General features: G+C 62.8%; 11 protein-coding genes. 8 read left to right on the top strand and 3 right to left on the bottom strand.

Translation table 11 applies throughout. From position 1 onward, the window contains the following. Nucleotides 1–138 precede the first annotated feature (138 nt). From SR908_RS14915 to SR908_RS14900, 4 genes are all read left to right on the top strand, one after another. On the top strand, nt 139–1,347 hold the full coding sequence (locus SR908_RS14915; RefSeq protein WP_246921278.1) for an efflux RND transporter periplasmic adaptor subunit: 1,209 nt from the start codon (nt 139–141) through the stop codon (nt 1,345–1,347). Continuing rightward, on the top strand, nt 1,344–4,466 hold the full coding sequence (locus SR908_RS14910) for an efflux RND transporter permease subunit (RefSeq protein ID WP_246921280.1): 3,123 nt from the start codon (nt 1,344–1,346) through the stop codon (nt 4,464–4,466). The genes SR908_RS14915 and SR908_RS14910 overlap by 4 nt, the downstream gene beginning before the upstream one ends. Continuing rightward, nucleotides 4,463–7,567, top strand: coding sequence for an efflux RND transporter permease subunit (locus tag SR908_RS14905; protein WP_246921282.1), 3,105 nt, complete (start codon nt 4,463–4,465; stop codon nt 7,565–7,567). The genes SR908_RS14910 and SR908_RS14905 overlap by 4 nt, the downstream gene beginning before the upstream one ends. A 165-nt stretch (nt 7,568–7,732) precedes the next feature. Further along, a complete protein-coding gene (locus tag SR908_RS14900; RefSeq protein WP_246921285.1) occupies nt 7,733–10,183 on the top strand; it encodes an acyl-CoA dehydrogenase in 2,451 nt (816 codons plus the stop codon). Between the two features lie 48 nt (nt 10,184–10,231). On the opposite strand, the gene SR908_RS14895 is transcribed toward SR908_RS14900, so the two are convergent. The 3 genes from SR908_RS14895 to SR908_RS14885 form a co-directional block, all read right to left on the bottom strand. Continuing rightward, a complete protein-coding gene (locus tag SR908_RS14895) occupies nt 10,232–10,624 on the bottom strand; it encodes a septal ring lytic transglycosylase RlpA family protein (protein WP_246921288.1) in 393 nt (130 codons plus the stop codon). Then, complete coding sequence (locus SR908_RS14890) at nt 10,624–11,601, bottom strand: NADPH:quinone reductase (protein ID WP_246921292.1); 978 nt, start codon at nt 11,599–11,601, stop codon at nt 10,624–10,626. Before SR908_RS14890 ends, SR908_RS14895 begins: the two co-directional genes overlap by 1 nt. 139 nt (nt 11,602–11,740) lie before the next feature. After that, complete coding sequence (locus tag SR908_RS14885) at nt 11,741–12,313, bottom strand: hypothetical protein (RefSeq protein ID WP_246921295.1); 573 nt, start codon at nt 12,311–12,313, stop codon at nt 11,741–11,743. A gap of 312 nt (nt 12,314–12,625) precedes the next feature. Here SR908_RS14885 and SR908_RS14880 point away from each other — a divergent pair, with 312 nt between their 5' ends. The 4 genes from SR908_RS14880 to SR908_RS14865 all read left to right on the top strand — a co-directional run bounded on the left by SR908_RS14880 (nt 12,626) and on the right by SR908_RS14865 (nt 16,631). Beyond that, nucleotides 12,626–13,378, top strand: coding sequence for a glycerophosphodiester phosphodiesterase family protein (locus tag SR908_RS14880; protein WP_097023336.1), 753 nt, complete (start codon nt 12,626–12,628; stop codon nt 13,376–13,378). Nucleotides 13,379–13,521: 143 nt separating this feature from the next. Beyond that, entirely contained in the window at nt 13,522–14,340 is an 819-nt protein-coding gene (locus SR908_RS14875; protein WP_097023335.1) for a motility protein A, read from the top strand. Further along, on the top strand, nt 14,337–15,179 hold the full coding sequence (locus SR908_RS14870) for an OmpA/MotB family protein (protein ID WP_246921298.1): 843 nt from the start codon (nt 14,337–14,339) through the stop codon (nt 15,177–15,179). The genes SR908_RS14875 and SR908_RS14870 overlap by 4 nt, the downstream gene beginning before the upstream one ends. A gap of 207 nt (nt 15,180–15,386) precedes the next feature. Further along, nucleotides 15,387–16,631, top strand: coding sequence for a NupC/NupG family nucleoside CNT transporter (locus tag SR908_RS14865; protein WP_246921301.1), 1,245 nt, complete (start codon nt 15,387–15,389; stop codon nt 16,629–16,631). Nucleotides 16,632–16,699 lie beyond the last annotated feature (68 nt).

The following is a 16,699-nucleotide window of genomic DNA, read 5'->3' as shown; positions in this document are numbered from 1 at the left end:
ACCGATTCATCGCTAGGGAACGCTGAATAAAAAGGGAACCTTCCGTTACAATGCGCCTCACAACCCGGTGACTCGTGTCCGCCCCGGCGCAAACACGACCCACAGCGGAATGTCTCTGACAAGGACCAATGCCACGTCATGCCCCACTCTCGTCGTCTCTGGATCGCACTACTCATCGTCGTCTTGATCGCCCTTGCCGTGTGGTGGATCCCCAACTGGCAAGCCGACGACCCGTCAAGCGATGCGCCGGCCAATGCAAGTAGCGACAGAAGCACGGCCGTGGCCGCCATCGAGGCCCAACGCGGCGATCTGGAGATTACCGTCGGCGCGCTGGGCACCGTACGCTCGCTATCGAGTATTGACGTGTATTCGCGTGTCGAGGGCGAACTGCTCACGGTGGATTTCGAGGAAGGTGAGCAGGTCGAGAAAGGACAACTCCTGGCCACCATCGACCCACGTGACTATCAGGCGCAACTCGCCGCCGCCCAGGGGCAATTGGTTCAGGATCAGGCACAACTGAACTCGGCCCGCGAGGACCTCGAGCGCTACGAGTCACTGGTCCAGAGTCAATCGATCTCCCGTCAGGAACTCGAACAGCAGCGCCAGCTAGTCCGTCAGTACGAAGGGGCCGTCGCCAGCGACAAGGCCAATATCGACAGTGCCCAGGTACAGCTGGACTATACCGACATCGGCGCGCCCAACGCCGGCATCATCGGCATCCGCAACGTCGACCCTGGCAACCTGGTCGCCAGTGGCGACGACGATCCCATTGCCACGCTCACCCAGCTCGACCCGATCTCGGTGGTCTTCTCATTGCCCAGCCAATACGTACCGACGCTGCGCGAGCAACTTGCGTCAGGAGACGCGCCCAGCGTTTCGGCAACCACGGTGGGCGACGAACACTTCGAAGGCCAACTGACCAGCATCGACAGCCAGATCGATACCGCTACCGGTACCGTGCGGCTACGCGCGCGCTTCGATAACCCGACGGACCGCCTCTACCCCAGCGCCTTCGTCGACGTACGCCTGACGGTCAACACGCTGCATGATCGCGTCATCGTCCCCGCGCCCGCCATTCAGACCGGCCAGGACGGCCTTTTCGTGTATGTCGTCGGCGACGACGATACGGTGACTCGACACGGTGTCGACGTCAGCGCCCGCGAAGATCATCGTAGCGCCCTGGCCAGCGGCGTCTCGGCGGGCGAACGCGTGGTCGTGGACGGCGTCGATAGTCTGCGTGACGGTGCCAAGGTACGTGTCGTCAGCGACGCCCTGCCGGGAGAAGCCAGCGCCTCTTCGACGGCTGACGATGACGCCGACACGCAGACGCCGCGAGACGCTTCATGAATCCATCGCGGCTATTCATCCTGCGCCCGGTCGCCACCTCTCTGGTGATGCTGGCCATTCTGATCGCGGGCGCGCTCACCTATCGGCTACTGAGCATTTCGTCGCTGCCCGAGGTCGACTTTCCCACCATTCAGGTCACCACGCTGTACCCCGGCGCGGGACCGGATGTCATGCTTTCCCACGTCACCGCCCCGTTGGAAGACGAGCTGGGAGAAATCGCCGGCCTCGAGGACATGAGTTCGACCAGTACCGGGGGCGCATCGCTGATCACGCTGCGTTTCGGCCTCGATGGTGATCTCGGCGTCGCCGAACAGGAAGTGCAGGCCGCTCTCAACCAGGCGGAAACCCTGTTGCCCGACGACCTGCCACGCCCGCCGAGCTACAGCAAGGTCAATCCCGCCGATACGCCGGTGCTGACGCTAGCCGTCACCTCCGACAACCTGCCGTTGACCGAGGTCCACGACCTGGTCGATACCCGTTTGGCGCAAAAACTTGCCCAGATCAGCGGCGTCGGCGAGGTGCGTCTGTCCGGCGGTAATCGCCCTGCGGTACGAATCGACGTCGACTCGCGCCAGCTTGCCGCGCACGGGCTCGACCTTTCCAGCGTGCGCAGCGCCGTGGAAAGCGCCAACGTCAATCAGGCCAAGGGCACCATTTACGGTCCCTACCGCGCCTATAGCATCGAGGCCAACGACCAGTTGACCTCCGCTGCGGGGTATCGCGACCTCATCCTCAAGTACGAGAACGACGCGCCCCTACGCTTGAGCGACGTGGCAAGCATCGACGACGGCGCGGAAAACGCGCAATTGGGGGCCTGGGCCAATGGCGAGGGAGCGATCCTGGTCGACGTGCTGCGCCAGCCCGGCGCCAACGTGGTCGGCGTGGTCGACGATATCGAACGTCGCTTGCCGGCGTTATCGGAGAGCCTGCCGGGCAGCGTCGATGTGGACATCTTGAGCGATCGCACCACCACGATCCGCGCCGCCGTCGAGGATGTACAGTTCGAGCTGGTCCTCGCCATCGCGCTGGTGATCATGGTCACCTTCCTGTTTCTGCGTAATCTGCCGGCAACGCTGATCCCCAGCCTGGCGGTGCCGCTGTCGCTGGTCGGCACCTTCGGCGCCATGTACCTGGCCGGCTTCAGTCTCAACAACCTCACCTTGATGGCGCTGACCATCGCTACCGGCTTCGTCATCGACGACGCCATCGTAGTGCTCGAGAACATCACGCGTTACCTGGAGCGCGGCGAAACGCCCTTGCAGGCAGCGCTCAAGGGATCGCGCCAGATCGCGTTCACCATCCTCTCGTTGACGGTTTCGTTACTGGCGGTACTGATCCCGTTGCTGTTCATGGGCGGGGTGGTCGGTGTGCTGTTTCGTGAATTCGCCATGACGCTGGCGATTTCCATCGTCATCTCGGCGTTCGTCTCCCTGACCCTGACGCCGATGCTTTGCGCGCGCTGGCTGCGACGTCGCACCGACGATGCCGAGAGCGACGCTCACGCCCTCGATGACGAATCCATGGTACGCAGCCGCCAAGGCCTCTTCGGGCGCCTCACACGCGGCTACGAACGTGCCCTGGACACGGTGCTCAGGCACCAGACGGCGACGCTATGGGTGGCACTGGGTACCTTCGTGCTGACCGCCGTACTGTTCTGGATGACGCCCAAGCAGTTGTTCCCGATTCAGGACACCGGCACCTTGCGCGGCATTACCACAGCCACGCAGACAACGTCCTATCGTGCCATGTCGGCACGTCAGCAGGATCTCGCCAAGCGTTTGATGGACGATCCCGCGGTAGCCAATATCGCCTCGAGCATCGGTATCGACGGCACCAATACCACGCTCAATGGCGGCCGGCTGCAAATCGACCTGGCCGATCTCGACGCGCGCGACGCCGACTTGGATACCATCGTCTCGCGGCTGCTCGATGCCGCCGCCGATGTGCCCGGCATCGATCTGGCACTGACACCGGTGCAGGACCTGACGCTAGAAGACACCGTCAGCCAGTATCCCTATCAGTTCGCCTTGACTCAGGGTGATCGCGACCAACTGGCACAAGATGTATCGGCGATGACCGAGCGTCTCGAGGATGCACCGGCCATCGCGCATATCGCCACCGACCTTCAGAACGCGGGACGCAAGCTCGAGGTCAGTATCAATCGCGATCGTGCCAGTCGACTCGGTATCTCGGTCGCCGACATCGACGATGCCCTCTACGATGCCTACGGCCAACGCTTGATCTCGACGATTTTCACCCAGTCCAACCAGTATCGTGTGGTGCTGGGCGCGGCGCATGGCGAGGACTCAGGTCCCGAGGCTCTCTCCCGGCTGTATGTCAGCGGTAGCGATGACGCCATGGTGCCTCTGTCGAGCCTGGTGAGCATGGAGGAGGCTCCCACCGCATTGTCGCATCAACGCCTCAACCAGTTCCCCTCGGCGTTGATGTCGTTCGCTGCCGCGCCCGGCTATTCGCTGTCGGATGCCTTCGATGCCGTGGAAACGGCCCGCGATAAGGTGCTCAGCGCCGATACGCAGCTCGATTTCCGGGGTACCGCGCTGGCGTTCACGACCTCAACGCGCGACACGCTGTGGCTGATCGCCGCCGCCGTCATCACCATGTACATCGTGCTAGGCGTGCTCTACGAGAGCTACATTCATCCGTTGACCATCCTCTCGACTCTGCCTTCGGCGGCCATCGGCGCCTTGCTGGCCCTGATGCTCAGCAATAACGCCCTGGGCATGGTGGCCATCATCGGCATCATCCTGCTGATCGGCATCGTCAAGAAGAATGCCATCATGATGATCGACTTCGCGCTCGAGGCTCAGCGGGAACAGGGCATGTCGGCGTATCGCGCGATTCACAGTGCCGCGCTGCTGCGCTTTCGGCCGATCATGATGACCACCTGCGCCGCCCTGCTCGGGGCGCTGCCGCTGATGCTCGCCAGCGGTTACGGGGCCGAGTTGCGACGCCCTCTGGGCATGACCATGGTCGGTGGCCTGTTGCTGAGCCAATTGCTGACGCTCTTCACCACGCCGGTGATCTATCTGTTCTTCGACCGGCTGGCCGAACGCTGGCGCCGGCGTGGCAATGCGCATGACACCGAGGTGGACGCGTGAGCGTCTCCAGCCCCTTCGTGCGCCGTCCGGTAGGTACCGCGCTGTTGGCGCTGGGGGTCGTGCTGCTCGGGCTGCTGGCCTACCAGCGTCTGCCCGTGGCACCGCTGCCCAACGTGTCGTTTCCCACCATCGTGGTCAACGCCAACCTGTCCGGCGCCAACCCTGAGACCATGGCCTCCACCGTGGCCACGCCGCTGGAACGCTCGTTGGGGAGCATATCCGGTATCTCGCAGATGACCTCGAGCAGCTCGGACGGCTCGACACGCATCACCGTCCAGTTCGCGCTCGACAAGGATATCGACGACGCCGCACGTGAGGTGCAAGCCGCGATCAACGATGCCCAGCCATTGCTGCCCAGCGCCATGACCAGTCGCCCCAGCTATCGCAAGATGAACCCGGCAGCGGCGCCGATCATGATCCTCTCGGTCACCTCCGACACGCTGCCCACCAGCGAGCTTTACCAGCTCGCCGACGAACGCATCGCACCACCGATCCTGCAAGTGCCCGGGGTCGGCGACGTCAATGTCGGCGGTAGCTCCTCCCCGGCGGTACGCGTGTCACTCGATCCGCGGCGGCTCGAGCATGCGGGCGTATCGCTGACGGCCGTGGCCAATGCGATACGCAGTGCTACTACCAGCACGCCCACCGGTTTCGTGGCATCCCCCGCTACACGCTGGGAGGTCGACACCGACTCGCAGCTGATGAAAGCCGAGGCGTTCGAGGATCTCATCGTGGCGCGTGGCGAGGACGGTGCGGTGATGCACTTGAGTGATGTCGCCGATATCGAAAACGGCGTGGAAGACCGCTACAACGTGGGCTTTCAGAATGAGCAACCGGCCGTGCTGCTGGTCATCAGCGCCAGCAGCGGCGCCAATGTCATCGACACCATCGCCGGTATCCGCGAGCGCATGGCATCTATCGAAAGCCAGTTGCCGCAAAGTGCCGCGCTCAGCGTGCAGCTCGACCGAGCACCGGGCATTCGCGCCTCGCTTCACGAAACCCAACTCACCCTGATGCTGGCCATCGCGCTGGTGGTGCTGGTGGTGTTCCTGTTCCTGCGCAACGCCCGCGCCACGCTGATTCCCAGTCTGGCGATTCCCGTGTCGTTGATCGGCACCTTCGCGATGATGCATGTCATGGGCTTTTCGCTCGACACGCTGTCATTGATGGCACTGATCGTATCGATCGGCTTTCTCGTCGATGACGCCATCGTGGTGGTCGAGAACATCGCCCGGCATATCGAACAAGGTGTGCCACCCCGGCAAGCCGCCCTGCAAGGGGCGCGCGAAGTGGGCTTCACGGTGACCTCGATGAGCGTGTCCCTGGTGGCGGTCTTCCTGCCGTTGCTCTTCATGGGCGGCTTCATCGGACGCATGTTCTTCGAATTCGCGATGACCCTGTCGCTAGCGGTGCTAGTCTCGCTGGTGGTCTCGTTGACCCTGACGCCGATGCTCTGTGCACGCTGGTTACGTCCGGGACGCAAGCGCCGCCCCCCGCGCTGGGAAGCGGCCCTGCTCGCCTTCGGCCAAGGGTGCCAGCGCCTATATTCGCGCAGCCTGGATATCGCCCTGCGTCATCGACGATTGACGCTACTCTCGCTGGTCGGCGTGATCGTGCTCAACGGTTACCTTTACGTCGCCGTCGACAAGGGCTTCATTCCCGAGCAGGACACCGGTCGACTGATCGGTTTCGTACGTGGGGATCAGAGCCTGTCGTTCGATGCCATGTCGGCCAAGTTGCGCACCATTCGCGAGCGTCTGGCTCAAGCGCCCGAAGTACATAGTGTGCTGGGCTTCATGGGCGGTCGTGGCGGGGGCGCCTCGGCGACCTTGTTCGTCACCCTGGAGGAAGGCCAGCGCACGGCAGGTACGCAAGCCATCGGCAACCGTTTGGGCGCGTCGATGGGCGATATTCCCGGCGTCAACACCTCGATGATGGCCCTGCAGGACATCCGTATCGGTGGCCGAGAGAATACCGGCACGCAATACGAAATCACCCTCAAGAGCGACGATCTCGCGCTGCTCGATACCTGGTCGCAGCGCGTCAGTGACGCCATGCAGGATGTCGACGGGCTGACCGGCGTCGACAGCGATAGCCGGGGCGAGGGCCAGGCCGTGGAGCTCAAAGTCGACCGCGATACCGCCAAGCGCCTCGGCGTCGACATGCAAGACGTGGACACGCTGCTCGGTAACGCCTTCGCGCAAAGCAGCATCACCAGCCTTTACGATGCCGACAACCAACGCTACGTGATCCTCGAAGTGGACAGCGAACACCGCAGCGAGCCGGAAGCCATTTCACGACTGCACGTCATCAACGATGAAGGCGATGCGATTCCCGTCTCGGCGTTCAGTCATCTCGAAGAAAGCACTACGCCGGTGAGCGTCAACCACCAGGGACAGTTCGCCTCCACCACGGTATCGTTCAATCTCGAAGACGGCGTCACACTGGGCGACGCCACCCAGCGCATCCGTCGGACGGTGGAGGACCTGCGTCTACCCACCGCCGTGCAGGTGGACTTCGAGGGCAGCGCGGGAGCCTTCCAGAGCGGCATGCAAGCCATGCCGTGGCTGATTCTGGCCGCACTAGTGACGGTCTATCTGGTCCTCGGGATTCTCTACGAAAGCTACATTCACCCGCTGACGATTCTGTCGACGCTCCCCTCGGCGGGGGTCGGCGCCCTGTTGGCGCTGATGCTGCTCGATACGCCGTTCACGCTCATCGCCCTAATCGGCATCATCCTGCTGATCGGCGTGGTCAAGAAAAATGCCATCATGCTGGTCGACTTCGCCGTCAGTGCCGAGCGCGAACGCGGCCTGAGCGCACTCGAGGCCATACGCGAAGCGGCAGTCGTACGCTTTCGTCCGATCATGATGACCACGCTGGCCGCCATTCTCGGCGCGATTCCGCTACTGCTGGGCACCGATGAAAACGCCGCATTGCGCGCGCCGCTGGGCATCACCATCATCGGCGGCCTGATCCTGAGCCAGCTCTTGACGCTCTACACCACGCCGGTGGTCTACCTCTACCTTGATCGGCTACATCACCGATTGCGTCCAGGCCGACTCGACAACGCATCGCAGCGCTCGACATCAACGACCTGAACGCCCTACCCCGTGCCGCCCCGTGCGGCGCGGGGCCTCTCATCAAACTTGAATGACGACCTCCATCTTGAATGACGGCTTCCACCATCGATGACTGGTCGTAGCGACACGAGTACGCTAGGCTAAATTCAAACAAGCGTTAGAAATTATCCAGGGAGAGTCCGAATGTTGGAACTGTTGCTCATCATCGTGGCGCTGGGCGGCCTAGTCTGGATCATGCGTCGGGAAGCGGGCGCCCCGCCGGCAATCGGGCTTTTATTGATCCTCGGCGCCATCGGCATCGTCTTCGGCGCAGTGGTGGTGGGCATTCTGCTATGGCTCGGCGCCTTGGCGATAGCCGTCTGCGGGCTTCCCATATTGCGGCGGCGTTGGCTGAGTCCGCGCCTGTTCGCGGCCTTCAAGAAATCGGCGCCCAAGGTCTCCGAGACCGAGCGTATCGCCCTCGAAGCGGGCAGCGTGGCCTGGGACGGCGAGCTCTTCTCCGGCCGCCCCCAATGGCAACGGCTGCTGGATTTCGGCACCACGGAGCTGAGCGAGGAAGAACAGGCTTTCGTCGACCATCAATGCTCCGTGGCCGCCGGCATGTGCAACGCCTGGGAGATCGCCCGCACGCGTGCCGACCTGCCGCCCGAGCTGTGGGATTACCTCAAGCGCGAAGGTTTCTTCGGCATGATCATCCCCAAACGCTATGGCGGGCTGGAGTTCTCAGCCAAGGCGCAATCGGCAGTGCTGCAAAAACTGGCCGTCAACGAGACGCTGATGGTCACGGTCGGCGTGCCCAATTCCCTGGGCCCAGGTGAGCTGCTGCTCAAATACGGCACCGAGGAACAGAAAGACCATTACCTGCCGCGCCTGGCCGATGGTCGCGAGATCCCCTGCTTCGGGCTCACAGGACCGCGCGCGGGTAGCGATGCCACCTCGCTCCCCGATGTCGGCGTCGTCTGCCGAGGCAAGCACAACGGCGAGGACGTCCTCGGGCTCAAGCTCACCTTCGAAAAACGCTGGATCACCCTGGCGCCCATCGCCACCGTGGTCGGTCTGGCATTTCGCATGTTCGACCCCGATGGCTTGCTCGGCGACACCGAAGACCTTGGCATCACCTGCGCGTTGATCCCTCGCAATACGCAGGGCATGGACATCGGCCGCCGCCATCATCCCATCGGCAGCCCTTTCATGAACGGCCCGATTCGCGGCCAGGATGTCTTCATCCCCCTCGACTGGATCATCGGCGGCACCGAGATGGCCGGACAAGGCTGGCGCATGCTGGTCGAATGCCTGTCCGTGGGGCGCTGCATTACCCTGCCCTCCGGCGCTTCGGGTATCGGCCGCTACGCGCTGGGCTGGGCCGGTGGTTATACCCGCATCCGGCGTCAATTCAACCTGCCCGTCGCCGAGATGGAAGGTGTTCAGGAGCCACTCGCGCGTATCGCCGCGCATGCCTATATCGCTCAGGCGGCCGTCATGCAGACCGCCAACACCATCGACCACGGCGTCAAGCCGGCGGTGCCCTCGGCCATCCTCAAGAGCCAGTTGACCGAATTCCAACGCAGCATGCTCGCCGACGCCATGGATGTGCACGGCGGACGCACCGTCACGCTGGGGCCGCGCAACTACCTGGGCATCGCCTATGCCGCCAACCCGGTGTCGATCACCGTGGAAGGCGCCAATATCATGACGCGCAATCTGATGATCTTCGGCCAGGGCGCGATTCGCTGCCATCCCTATGTGCTCGATGAGTTGGCCGCCAAGGACAACGATGACCTCCCGGCGTTTGACCAGGCTATCTTCCGCCATGCCGGCATGGTGTTCGGCAATGCCGCGCGAGCCTTTACCCTGGGCCTGGGTATCGGCAAGCCAAGCGTTCCTTTCGACGAGATCGCCGCCCCTTACGCGCAGGAAGTCGCACGCCTGTCCGCGGCCTTCGGGCTTTGCGCCGATGCCGCCATGGCCAGTCTCGGCTCAGGCCTCAAGAAGCGTGAAATGCTCTCGGCACGCCTCGGCGACGTACTTTCCAATCTCTACCTGACCTCGATGCTGATCAAACAATGGCACGAGTCGGACAATGTCGAGCATGAGGCGACGCTTTTGCATTACAGCTGCCGCACGCTGCTCCACCGCGCCGAGCAAGCCTTCATCGAATTGTTCGACAATCTGCCCAACCGGGCCTTGGCGACGACACTATCGGGCATCGCGATGCCGCTGGGACGGCGTTGGCACAAGCCTCACGACCGCTTCACGCGCGAGATCGCCCATGCCGTCTCCACCGACAGCGCCTTGCGTCACAAGCTGATTGAAAATACTTGGAATACACAGGACGCCGGGCAAAAGGACAACCCCCTGGCGCGCTACAATGCCCTGCTCGCCGACAGCGAGCATGCCGAGCCGCTCTATCGGCGCATCGCCAAAGCGTATGGCAAGGGTGAACTACCCGCCGAGGCACTGCATCCTGAGCAGCGCGTGGAAGCAGCCTGGGAATCCGGTTTGATCGACGATGCAGAAGCCGACTTCATGCGGCGATTCGAGGGTGAGGTGCTGGAGATGCTAAGCGTCGACGATTTCGCTTTCGATGCCTTCGCTCTCGATAAGGAAAGTGTGGTGTGGCACGACACAGCATGAAGAACATGCGGCCGCGTCTCGGTGAGGCACGGCCGCACGGGATGGCTCTTACGGCAACGGCGTCACGAGTACCGGCGCCGTGCCGGCCTTGATGATGCCAAGACGCTCGGCTGCACGACGCGAAAGATCGATGACTCGCCCCTCGGTAAAGGGGCCTCGGTCGTTGATGCGCACCGTCACGTGGCGCCCGTTATCCAAGTTGGTGACACGCACACGGGTGTCGAACGGCAGCTTGCGGTGCGCGGCGGTCAACGCCTCAGCATCATAGAGCTCGCCGCTGGCCGTGCGTTGCCCCTGATAGCGATCATGGTAATAGCTGGCCTGGCCATGCTCCGAGGTCGCGCCAGACGTTTCGCCACCGTCGGTGGCGCATCCCGCCAACGCCACCACGGCAATCGCCCAGCCCGCGACCGCCACCAGCCGAGATACACGACGCCACATCAGGGCAGAAGTACCGTCGAACCGGTGGTCTTGCGCGCCGCCAGGGCTTCCTGTGCCTGGGCAGCGTCACTCAAGGGGTAGCGGTTGGCGACATCGATAGCGACCTTGCCGCTGGCGATCATCTCGAACAGCTCCTCGGCCATGGCCTCGAAGCGCTCACGCGTGTCGGCATAACCGTTGAGGCTGGGGCGCGTCACGAACAAGGCCCCCTTCTGATTGAGGATGCCGATGTTGACGCCTTCGACCGGGCCGGACGCATTGCCGAAGCTGACCATCAGGCCGCGTTTTTGCAAGCAATCCAGCGAAGTTTCCCAAGTATCCTTGCCCACCGAGTCGTACACCACCGGCACCATCTCGCCACCGGTCAGCTCGCGCACGCGTTCGACGACGTTTTCCTGTGTGTAGTCGATGGTCGCCCAGGCCCCATTACGCTTGGCCAACTCGGCTTTCTCGGGTGAACCGACGGTGCCGATCAACTTCACCCCCAGCGCCTTCGCCCATTGGCAGGCGATCGAGCCAACGCCGCCCGCGGCAGCATGGAACAGAATCGTCTCGCCTTCTTTTACCCGATACGTCTGACGCAGAAGATATTGCACCGTCAGTCCCTTGAGCATGGCCGCCGCCGCGGTCTCGAAGCTGATAGCCTCGGGCAACGCCACGACCTTCTCCGCCGGCAACACGTGCAGCTCAGCGTAGGCACCTAACGCCCCTTGGGCATAGGCGACACGATCGCCCGGCGCGAAGCCTTTCACGCCCTCGCCGACCGCGTCGATTTCTCCGGCCCCTTCGGTGCCCAAGCCGGACGGCAGGCTCGGCGCGGGATAAAGCCCGGTACGAAAGTAGATGTCGATGAAGTTCAATCCCACCGCGCGATTGCGAACGCGCACCTCGCCCGGTCCGGGCTCGACGGGAGTCACATCGACATATTCCAGGACCTCGGGCCCTCCGGTACGCGCGAATTGAATACGCTTGGCCATACATTCTTCCTTATGAAGCTAACGAATATAGGCTTTCATCCAAGCGCCGAACGCTCGCCGGGTCAAGCCGTCCCGCCCCGAGAATGCGTCCGGAGCAGCGCATTGCCACTAAAGTCGCATGGCATCACCCCGGCCACCGTCACACTTGGCCGTCGAAACGCTCCAAGCCGGCGATGAAACGCGCCTTGTATGATTCGAAGGTCTCGGGCTCACGCTTGAAGGTCTGCACGACCCCTTCGGCGTTGAAACGCAGCGGCTTCGTCAAGGCATCGGGCGTCACTTTCTCATGACGCGGTCCCAGGCCAAGACGCACGCCATCCGGCATGTCCAGCCATTGGGTAATGCCGCAATCGCGAAAGAAGGCTTCGCTGGTATCGTCGGGGGCTTGCACACGCAAGGGCGCGCGCGTGGCCATTTCCCTTACCAGGCGTTTGACATGCTCTTCGTCGCCTCCGGTTTCCGGTGTCGAGAGTAATGTCACTTCCATGCCTTGGCCTTCAATATCCGAGACCAGCAGCAACATGGCGAGAATCGTCTGTTGTTCGTCGGCCAAGACGAAAATGCGCGCCGCGTCCTGCTCGAACAACACCCCCAACGTGCCTGTGAAGGTCACCAGGGGATCGAGCCCGGCTTTTTGGCCATACACATTGGCGCAAAGCTGTGCGAGGCACGCCTCGCGGCTTTCCGGGTTCTTAACATGAATGATTTTCATCGGTCTCTCTGCCGGTCGGGCGCCGTCTGTCGGCCAAAGCGCCAGACGACTGATCTCGAAACAAGGCGCGCAGATTAGCATATCCCCGAACGCTGCCCCATGGCGACACGGTCATGATCCTGTCAAAAAGGTGCCTCAATCTAGGCGGCGATACCGAGGCGAGCGGCATGCCTCCAACCACTGAACCAATACCGGTACGACATGCCATAATGCCCATCGGCCATTCGCGAGTTCGTTGACATGCCACTTTCTGCAAGCAGTACTACCTTGCCGCCGACACCCGCCACCCAACGCGCGGCACACGCCTCGCCGATCAGCGAGACAGGCCTCGTGCTACCCCGCGTTATCGCGCATCGCGGGCTTTCCGCGCATGCCCCCGAGAATACCCTGGCCGCGGTACGCGCCGCTCACGCGGCCGGATGCCGTTGGGTGGAGCTCGATGTTCAGCAACTCGGCGATGGCACCCCGGTGATCTGGCACGACGCCGGCGTACGACGCTGTTCCAACGGACGCGGCAAGTTGCGGCATCTCGATCTCGCACAGGCACACCAACTGGACGTGGGCAGTTGGTTCAGCCCGGCATTTCGCCATGAGCGCATGGCGACGCTCGACGAAATGCTGGCACTAATCGCCGAATGTGGCATGGGGCTCAACCTCGAACTCAAGATCAGCTACCGGCATAGCCCCGCTGCCCTGGCCAAGGCCGTCGTTCCGCGCCTGCTGGCAGCGCTTCCACCTTCGCGCCTGCTGGTGTCCTCATTCAATCGAGACGCGCTGCACACTGCACGCGAGATCGAGACCGATCCACACCGTCTACGCCTAGGGCTGCTCTACGACAAGCTTCCCAAGGACTGGCGCGCGGATGCCGAAACCCTCTTGGCGTATAGCGTCCACCTCGACTGGCGTAAGCTGAAACCCGCCGGCGCCAGCGCCGTACGGGACGCCGGCCTGCACCTGCTGTGCTATACCGCCAACGACCCGGCGGTTTTTCTGCCCCGTTGGGCATGGGGCGTCGACGCTGTCATCAGTGACGACCCGCCTTGTTTCAAGGACGCCCTAACCTAACCGTCCTCTAGTCGTTGAAAAGCGCACAAAGCACGCGGCAAATACACGCTTTGCACGCCCCAGCCACGCGTATCATGCGTCATGGTGGCCGTTGGCCACATCGCTTTATCGCTTTCATGCTGCTCCTGCATCGGACAACGCCCATGAACCCGTCGACTCTGATCGGCATCGCCGCCAGTGTGCTGCTGCTCGCCACCGTCGTGCTCTTCACCGCGCAAACGCCCAGCAGCTTCTTCAATTTCCCCGGCCTCGCCATCGTTATCACCGGCACGCTGGCCGCCACGTTCATCAGCTATCCCATGCGCGAAGTGGTGCGCGTTTCGCGTCTGGTGGGACTCGTCTTCCGTCGCGAGAACAGTCGTATCGACGATGACATCCAGACGCTGGTATCCATGGCCCGGCACTGGTTTCGTGGCAATATTCGTGCAATCGAAGCCGAGCTCGAAGACACGCGCAACCCCTTCCTCCGCACCGGGGTATCGCTGGTTATCGCCAACACCCAGGATGACGAGATTCATGACGTCCTGCGTTGGCGCATCGCGCGCATGCGAGCGCGAGAATATGCCGAGTCGCAGATCTTTCGCACCATGGCGACCTATGCCCCAGCGTTCGGCATGCTGGGAACCCTGATCGGCCTGATCAACATGCTCGAGGTGATCGACGGCGGCGACTTGACGGTGATCGGCCCGCGTCTTGCCATCGCCCTGATGTCGACATTTTACGGCATCCTGCTCGCCAACCTGATCTTCAAGCCGGTTGCGGTGAAATTGGAACGCCGCACCGAGGAACGTCTGATCGAAATGCACATGGTCATGGAAGGGGTGATGCTGATCGCCAAGCGCCGCCTGCCGTCATTCGTCGAGGACACGCTGAATTCCTTCATGGCCGAGCACCAGGACGAGATTCGCGAACCGGCACCTCATACGTCCAAGCGGTCACGTGAGGAGGAAACGGTGGCATGAGCCGTGCGACGCATCGCTACGCCATCGACGCCAGCGATACCTTGATCGCCCCCGTAAATCACGCGGGCGATGAAGGCGGCGGCTGGCTGATGAGCTATCTCGACATGCTCACCCTGCTGATCACCTTGTTCGTGCTGCTATTGGCACTCACCGGAAACGATGACAGCACCGCCAGCGACAAGGCGCTCGCCTTCCCGGCCCTGGGCGTACCCACGCTGCAAGCACCCGCGTGGTCACCGAATTTCTACACCCCACCGCGTTCGAGCAAACGCTACGTTCCGCCGCGCGACACCGCTTTCTATACGCCACCACCGATGGCGCCGCGGCCTCCACGCGTGATCATGGTCAACCCGGATCCCGCCAAGGCCGTGATGACCGGTGTCGAGGCTTCACGCGATACCCGTCGTGTGCGCCAGCTGACGAGTACGCTCAAGCCCTTGATCGATGGTGTGGTCGTGACACAAAGCGCCCAAACGCTGAACTTCCGAATCGAGAATCGTTTGCTGTTTTCCAGCAGCCGCGCTGGCCTCACCGACGAAGGACGCGAGGTACTGCGCCAGTTGCTGGACTCGCTACAACAATACGAGGGCGATATCACCATCGAGGGCCATACGGATAGTCGGCCCATTGCCACCGACCGCTTCCCCTCCAACTGGGAACTCTCGACGGCGCGTGCCACTGCCGTCTTGCGGTTCCTGGTCGAGGAAGGGCTCGATAGCGATGAGCTACGCGCGGTGGGATATGCCGACACACACCCGCTGAAAAGCAACGCCACGCCCGAGGGGCGTGCGGCGAATCGTCGTGTCGAGCTGGTTCTGCATGAACCCGAAAGCCAATGATCGGCTAGGCGACCGCCCCTGGCATACATTGCCCCTCACATCGGCCAGCGATCCTGATAAAGTACGCACCCTTTGAGGCGACCCGACGGTCGCCTCTCGCGTGCCACCCCACCCCAGCGCGCCTTCGACGTCCCTCGTGAAGGCGGCGTATCGGCATCATGGCCGCACTTCTCGTAACCCAGACCGCATGTAATTCAGGAGTATTCGATGCAAACCCTCATGGGGCTCGTCGGCGTGGTGGTCGTCCTGCTGATCGCCCTCGCCTTGTCCGAAAACCGTCGGGCCATTCGTCTGCGCACCGTCGCCGGGGCGCTTGCCATCCAAGCCGGTCTTGGCCTGTTCGTGCTCGCCATCCCTTTCGGCCAAGACGTCCTGCTGGGGCTCACCAACGCCGTACAGTCGGTCATCGACAGTGCCCAAGCGGGTATGGATTTCGTCTTTGGCGGCCTGGTCAGCGACACCATGTTCGACGTCTTCGGTGACGGCGGTTTCGTCTTCGCCCTACGCGTGTTGCCCATCATCGTCTTCTTTTCTTCACTGGTCGCCGTGCTCTATTACCTGGGCATCATGCGCTGGGTGATCAAGCTGATGGGCGGCGCGCTGCAGAAGCTACTGGGCACCTCGCGTACCGAATCGCTTTCCGCCGCCGCCAATATTTTCGTCGGGCAAACCGAAGCGCCGATGGCCGTGCGCCCCTTCTTGTCGCGAATGACGCGCTCCGAGCTCTTCGCGGTGATGGTCGGTGGCCTGGCCTCGGTGGCCGGAAGCGTGCTCGGCGGTTACGCCGCGATGGGCATCTCCCTGGAATATCTACTGGCCGCCTCGTTCATGGCGGCACCGGGCGGGCTGCTGATGGCCAAACTCATCGTGCCTGAAACCGAGCCGCCGTCTCAGCCGTTGGAAGACGTCATCGACGGCGAAGACGACGAGGCCCCCGCCAACGTCATCGAGGCGGCGGCCAACGGTGCCGCCTCCGGTGTCCAGCTAGCCCTCAACGTGGGCGGCATGCTGCTGGCCTTCATCGCCCTGATCGCGCTAGGCAACCAGATTCTGGGTAGCATCGGCGGCTGGTTGGGTTACCCGGACCTGACCCTGGAACTGCTGCTCGGTTATCTGTTCGCGCCCTTGGCGTTCTTGATCGGCGTCCCCTGGGAAGAGGCGATCCATGCCGGCAGCTTCCTGGGCCAGAAACTGGTACTCAACGAATTCGTCGCCTTCGCCAACCTCGCCGCCGATCCGCAAGCACTGAGCGCGCATGCTCGAGCCATCGTCACTTTTGCGCTGTGCGGTTTTGCCAATCTCGCCTCCATTGCCATCCTGATGGGCGGTCTCGGCATGATGGCGCCCAGTCGACGCAGCGATATCGCCCGGCTGGGTCTCAAGGCCGTCGCTGCCGGCACACTCTCCAACCTGATGAGCGCGACACTGGCCGGCGTGTTCCTTTCTCTCTGACGCACCTGGTCCCAGCACTTCGCCGGTCGCGCCCACCGCGACCGGCGTTTGACTTCCCCGGAACCGCC

The organism is Chromohalobacter canadensis (genome assembly GCF_034479555.1).
Classification (GTDB): Bacteria; Pseudomonadota; Gammaproteobacteria; order Pseudomonadales; family Halomonadaceae; genus Chromohalobacter; species Chromohalobacter canadensis.
This window is presented reverse-complemented; position numbering and strand designations above follow the sequence as displayed.

What these genes read in the sequence shown, in the direction of transcription:
- SR908_RS14915 (WP_246921278.1), top strand. Translation starts at nt 139, where the DNA reads ATGCCCCACTCTCGTCGTCTCTGGATCGCACTACTCATCGTCGTCTTG.
- SR908_RS14910 (WP_246921280.1), top strand. Translation starts at nt 1,344, where the DNA reads ATGAATCCATCGCGGCTATTCATCCTGCGCCCGGTCGCCACCTCTCTG.
- SR908_RS14900 (WP_246921285.1), top strand. Translation starts at nt 7,733, where the DNA reads ATGTTGGAACTGTTGCTCATCATCGTGGCGCTGGGCGGCCTAGTCTGG.
- SR908_RS14895 (WP_246921288.1), bottom strand. Translation starts at nt 10,624, where the DNA reads ATGTGGCGTCGTGTATCTCGGCTGGTGGCGGTCGCGGGCTGGGCGATT.
- SR908_RS14890 (WP_246921292.1), bottom strand. Translation starts at nt 11,601, where the DNA reads ATGGCCAAGCGTATTCAATTCGCGCGTACCGGAGGGCCCGAGGTCCTG.
- SR908_RS14885 (WP_246921295.1), bottom strand. Translation starts at nt 12,313, where the DNA reads ATGAAAATCATTCATGTTAAGAACCCGGAAAGCCGCGAGGCGTGCCTC.
- SR908_RS14875 (WP_097023335.1), top strand. Translation starts at nt 13,522, where the DNA reads ATGAACCCGTCGACTCTGATCGGCATCGCCGCCAGTGTGCTGCTGCTC.
- SR908_RS14870 (WP_246921298.1), top strand. Translation starts at nt 14,337, where the DNA reads ATGAGCCGTGCGACGCATCGCTACGCCATCGACGCCAGCGATACCTTG.
- SR908_RS14865 (WP_246921301.1), top strand. Translation starts at nt 15,387, where the DNA reads ATGCAAACCCTCATGGGGCTCGTCGGCGTGGTGGTCGTCCTGCTGATC.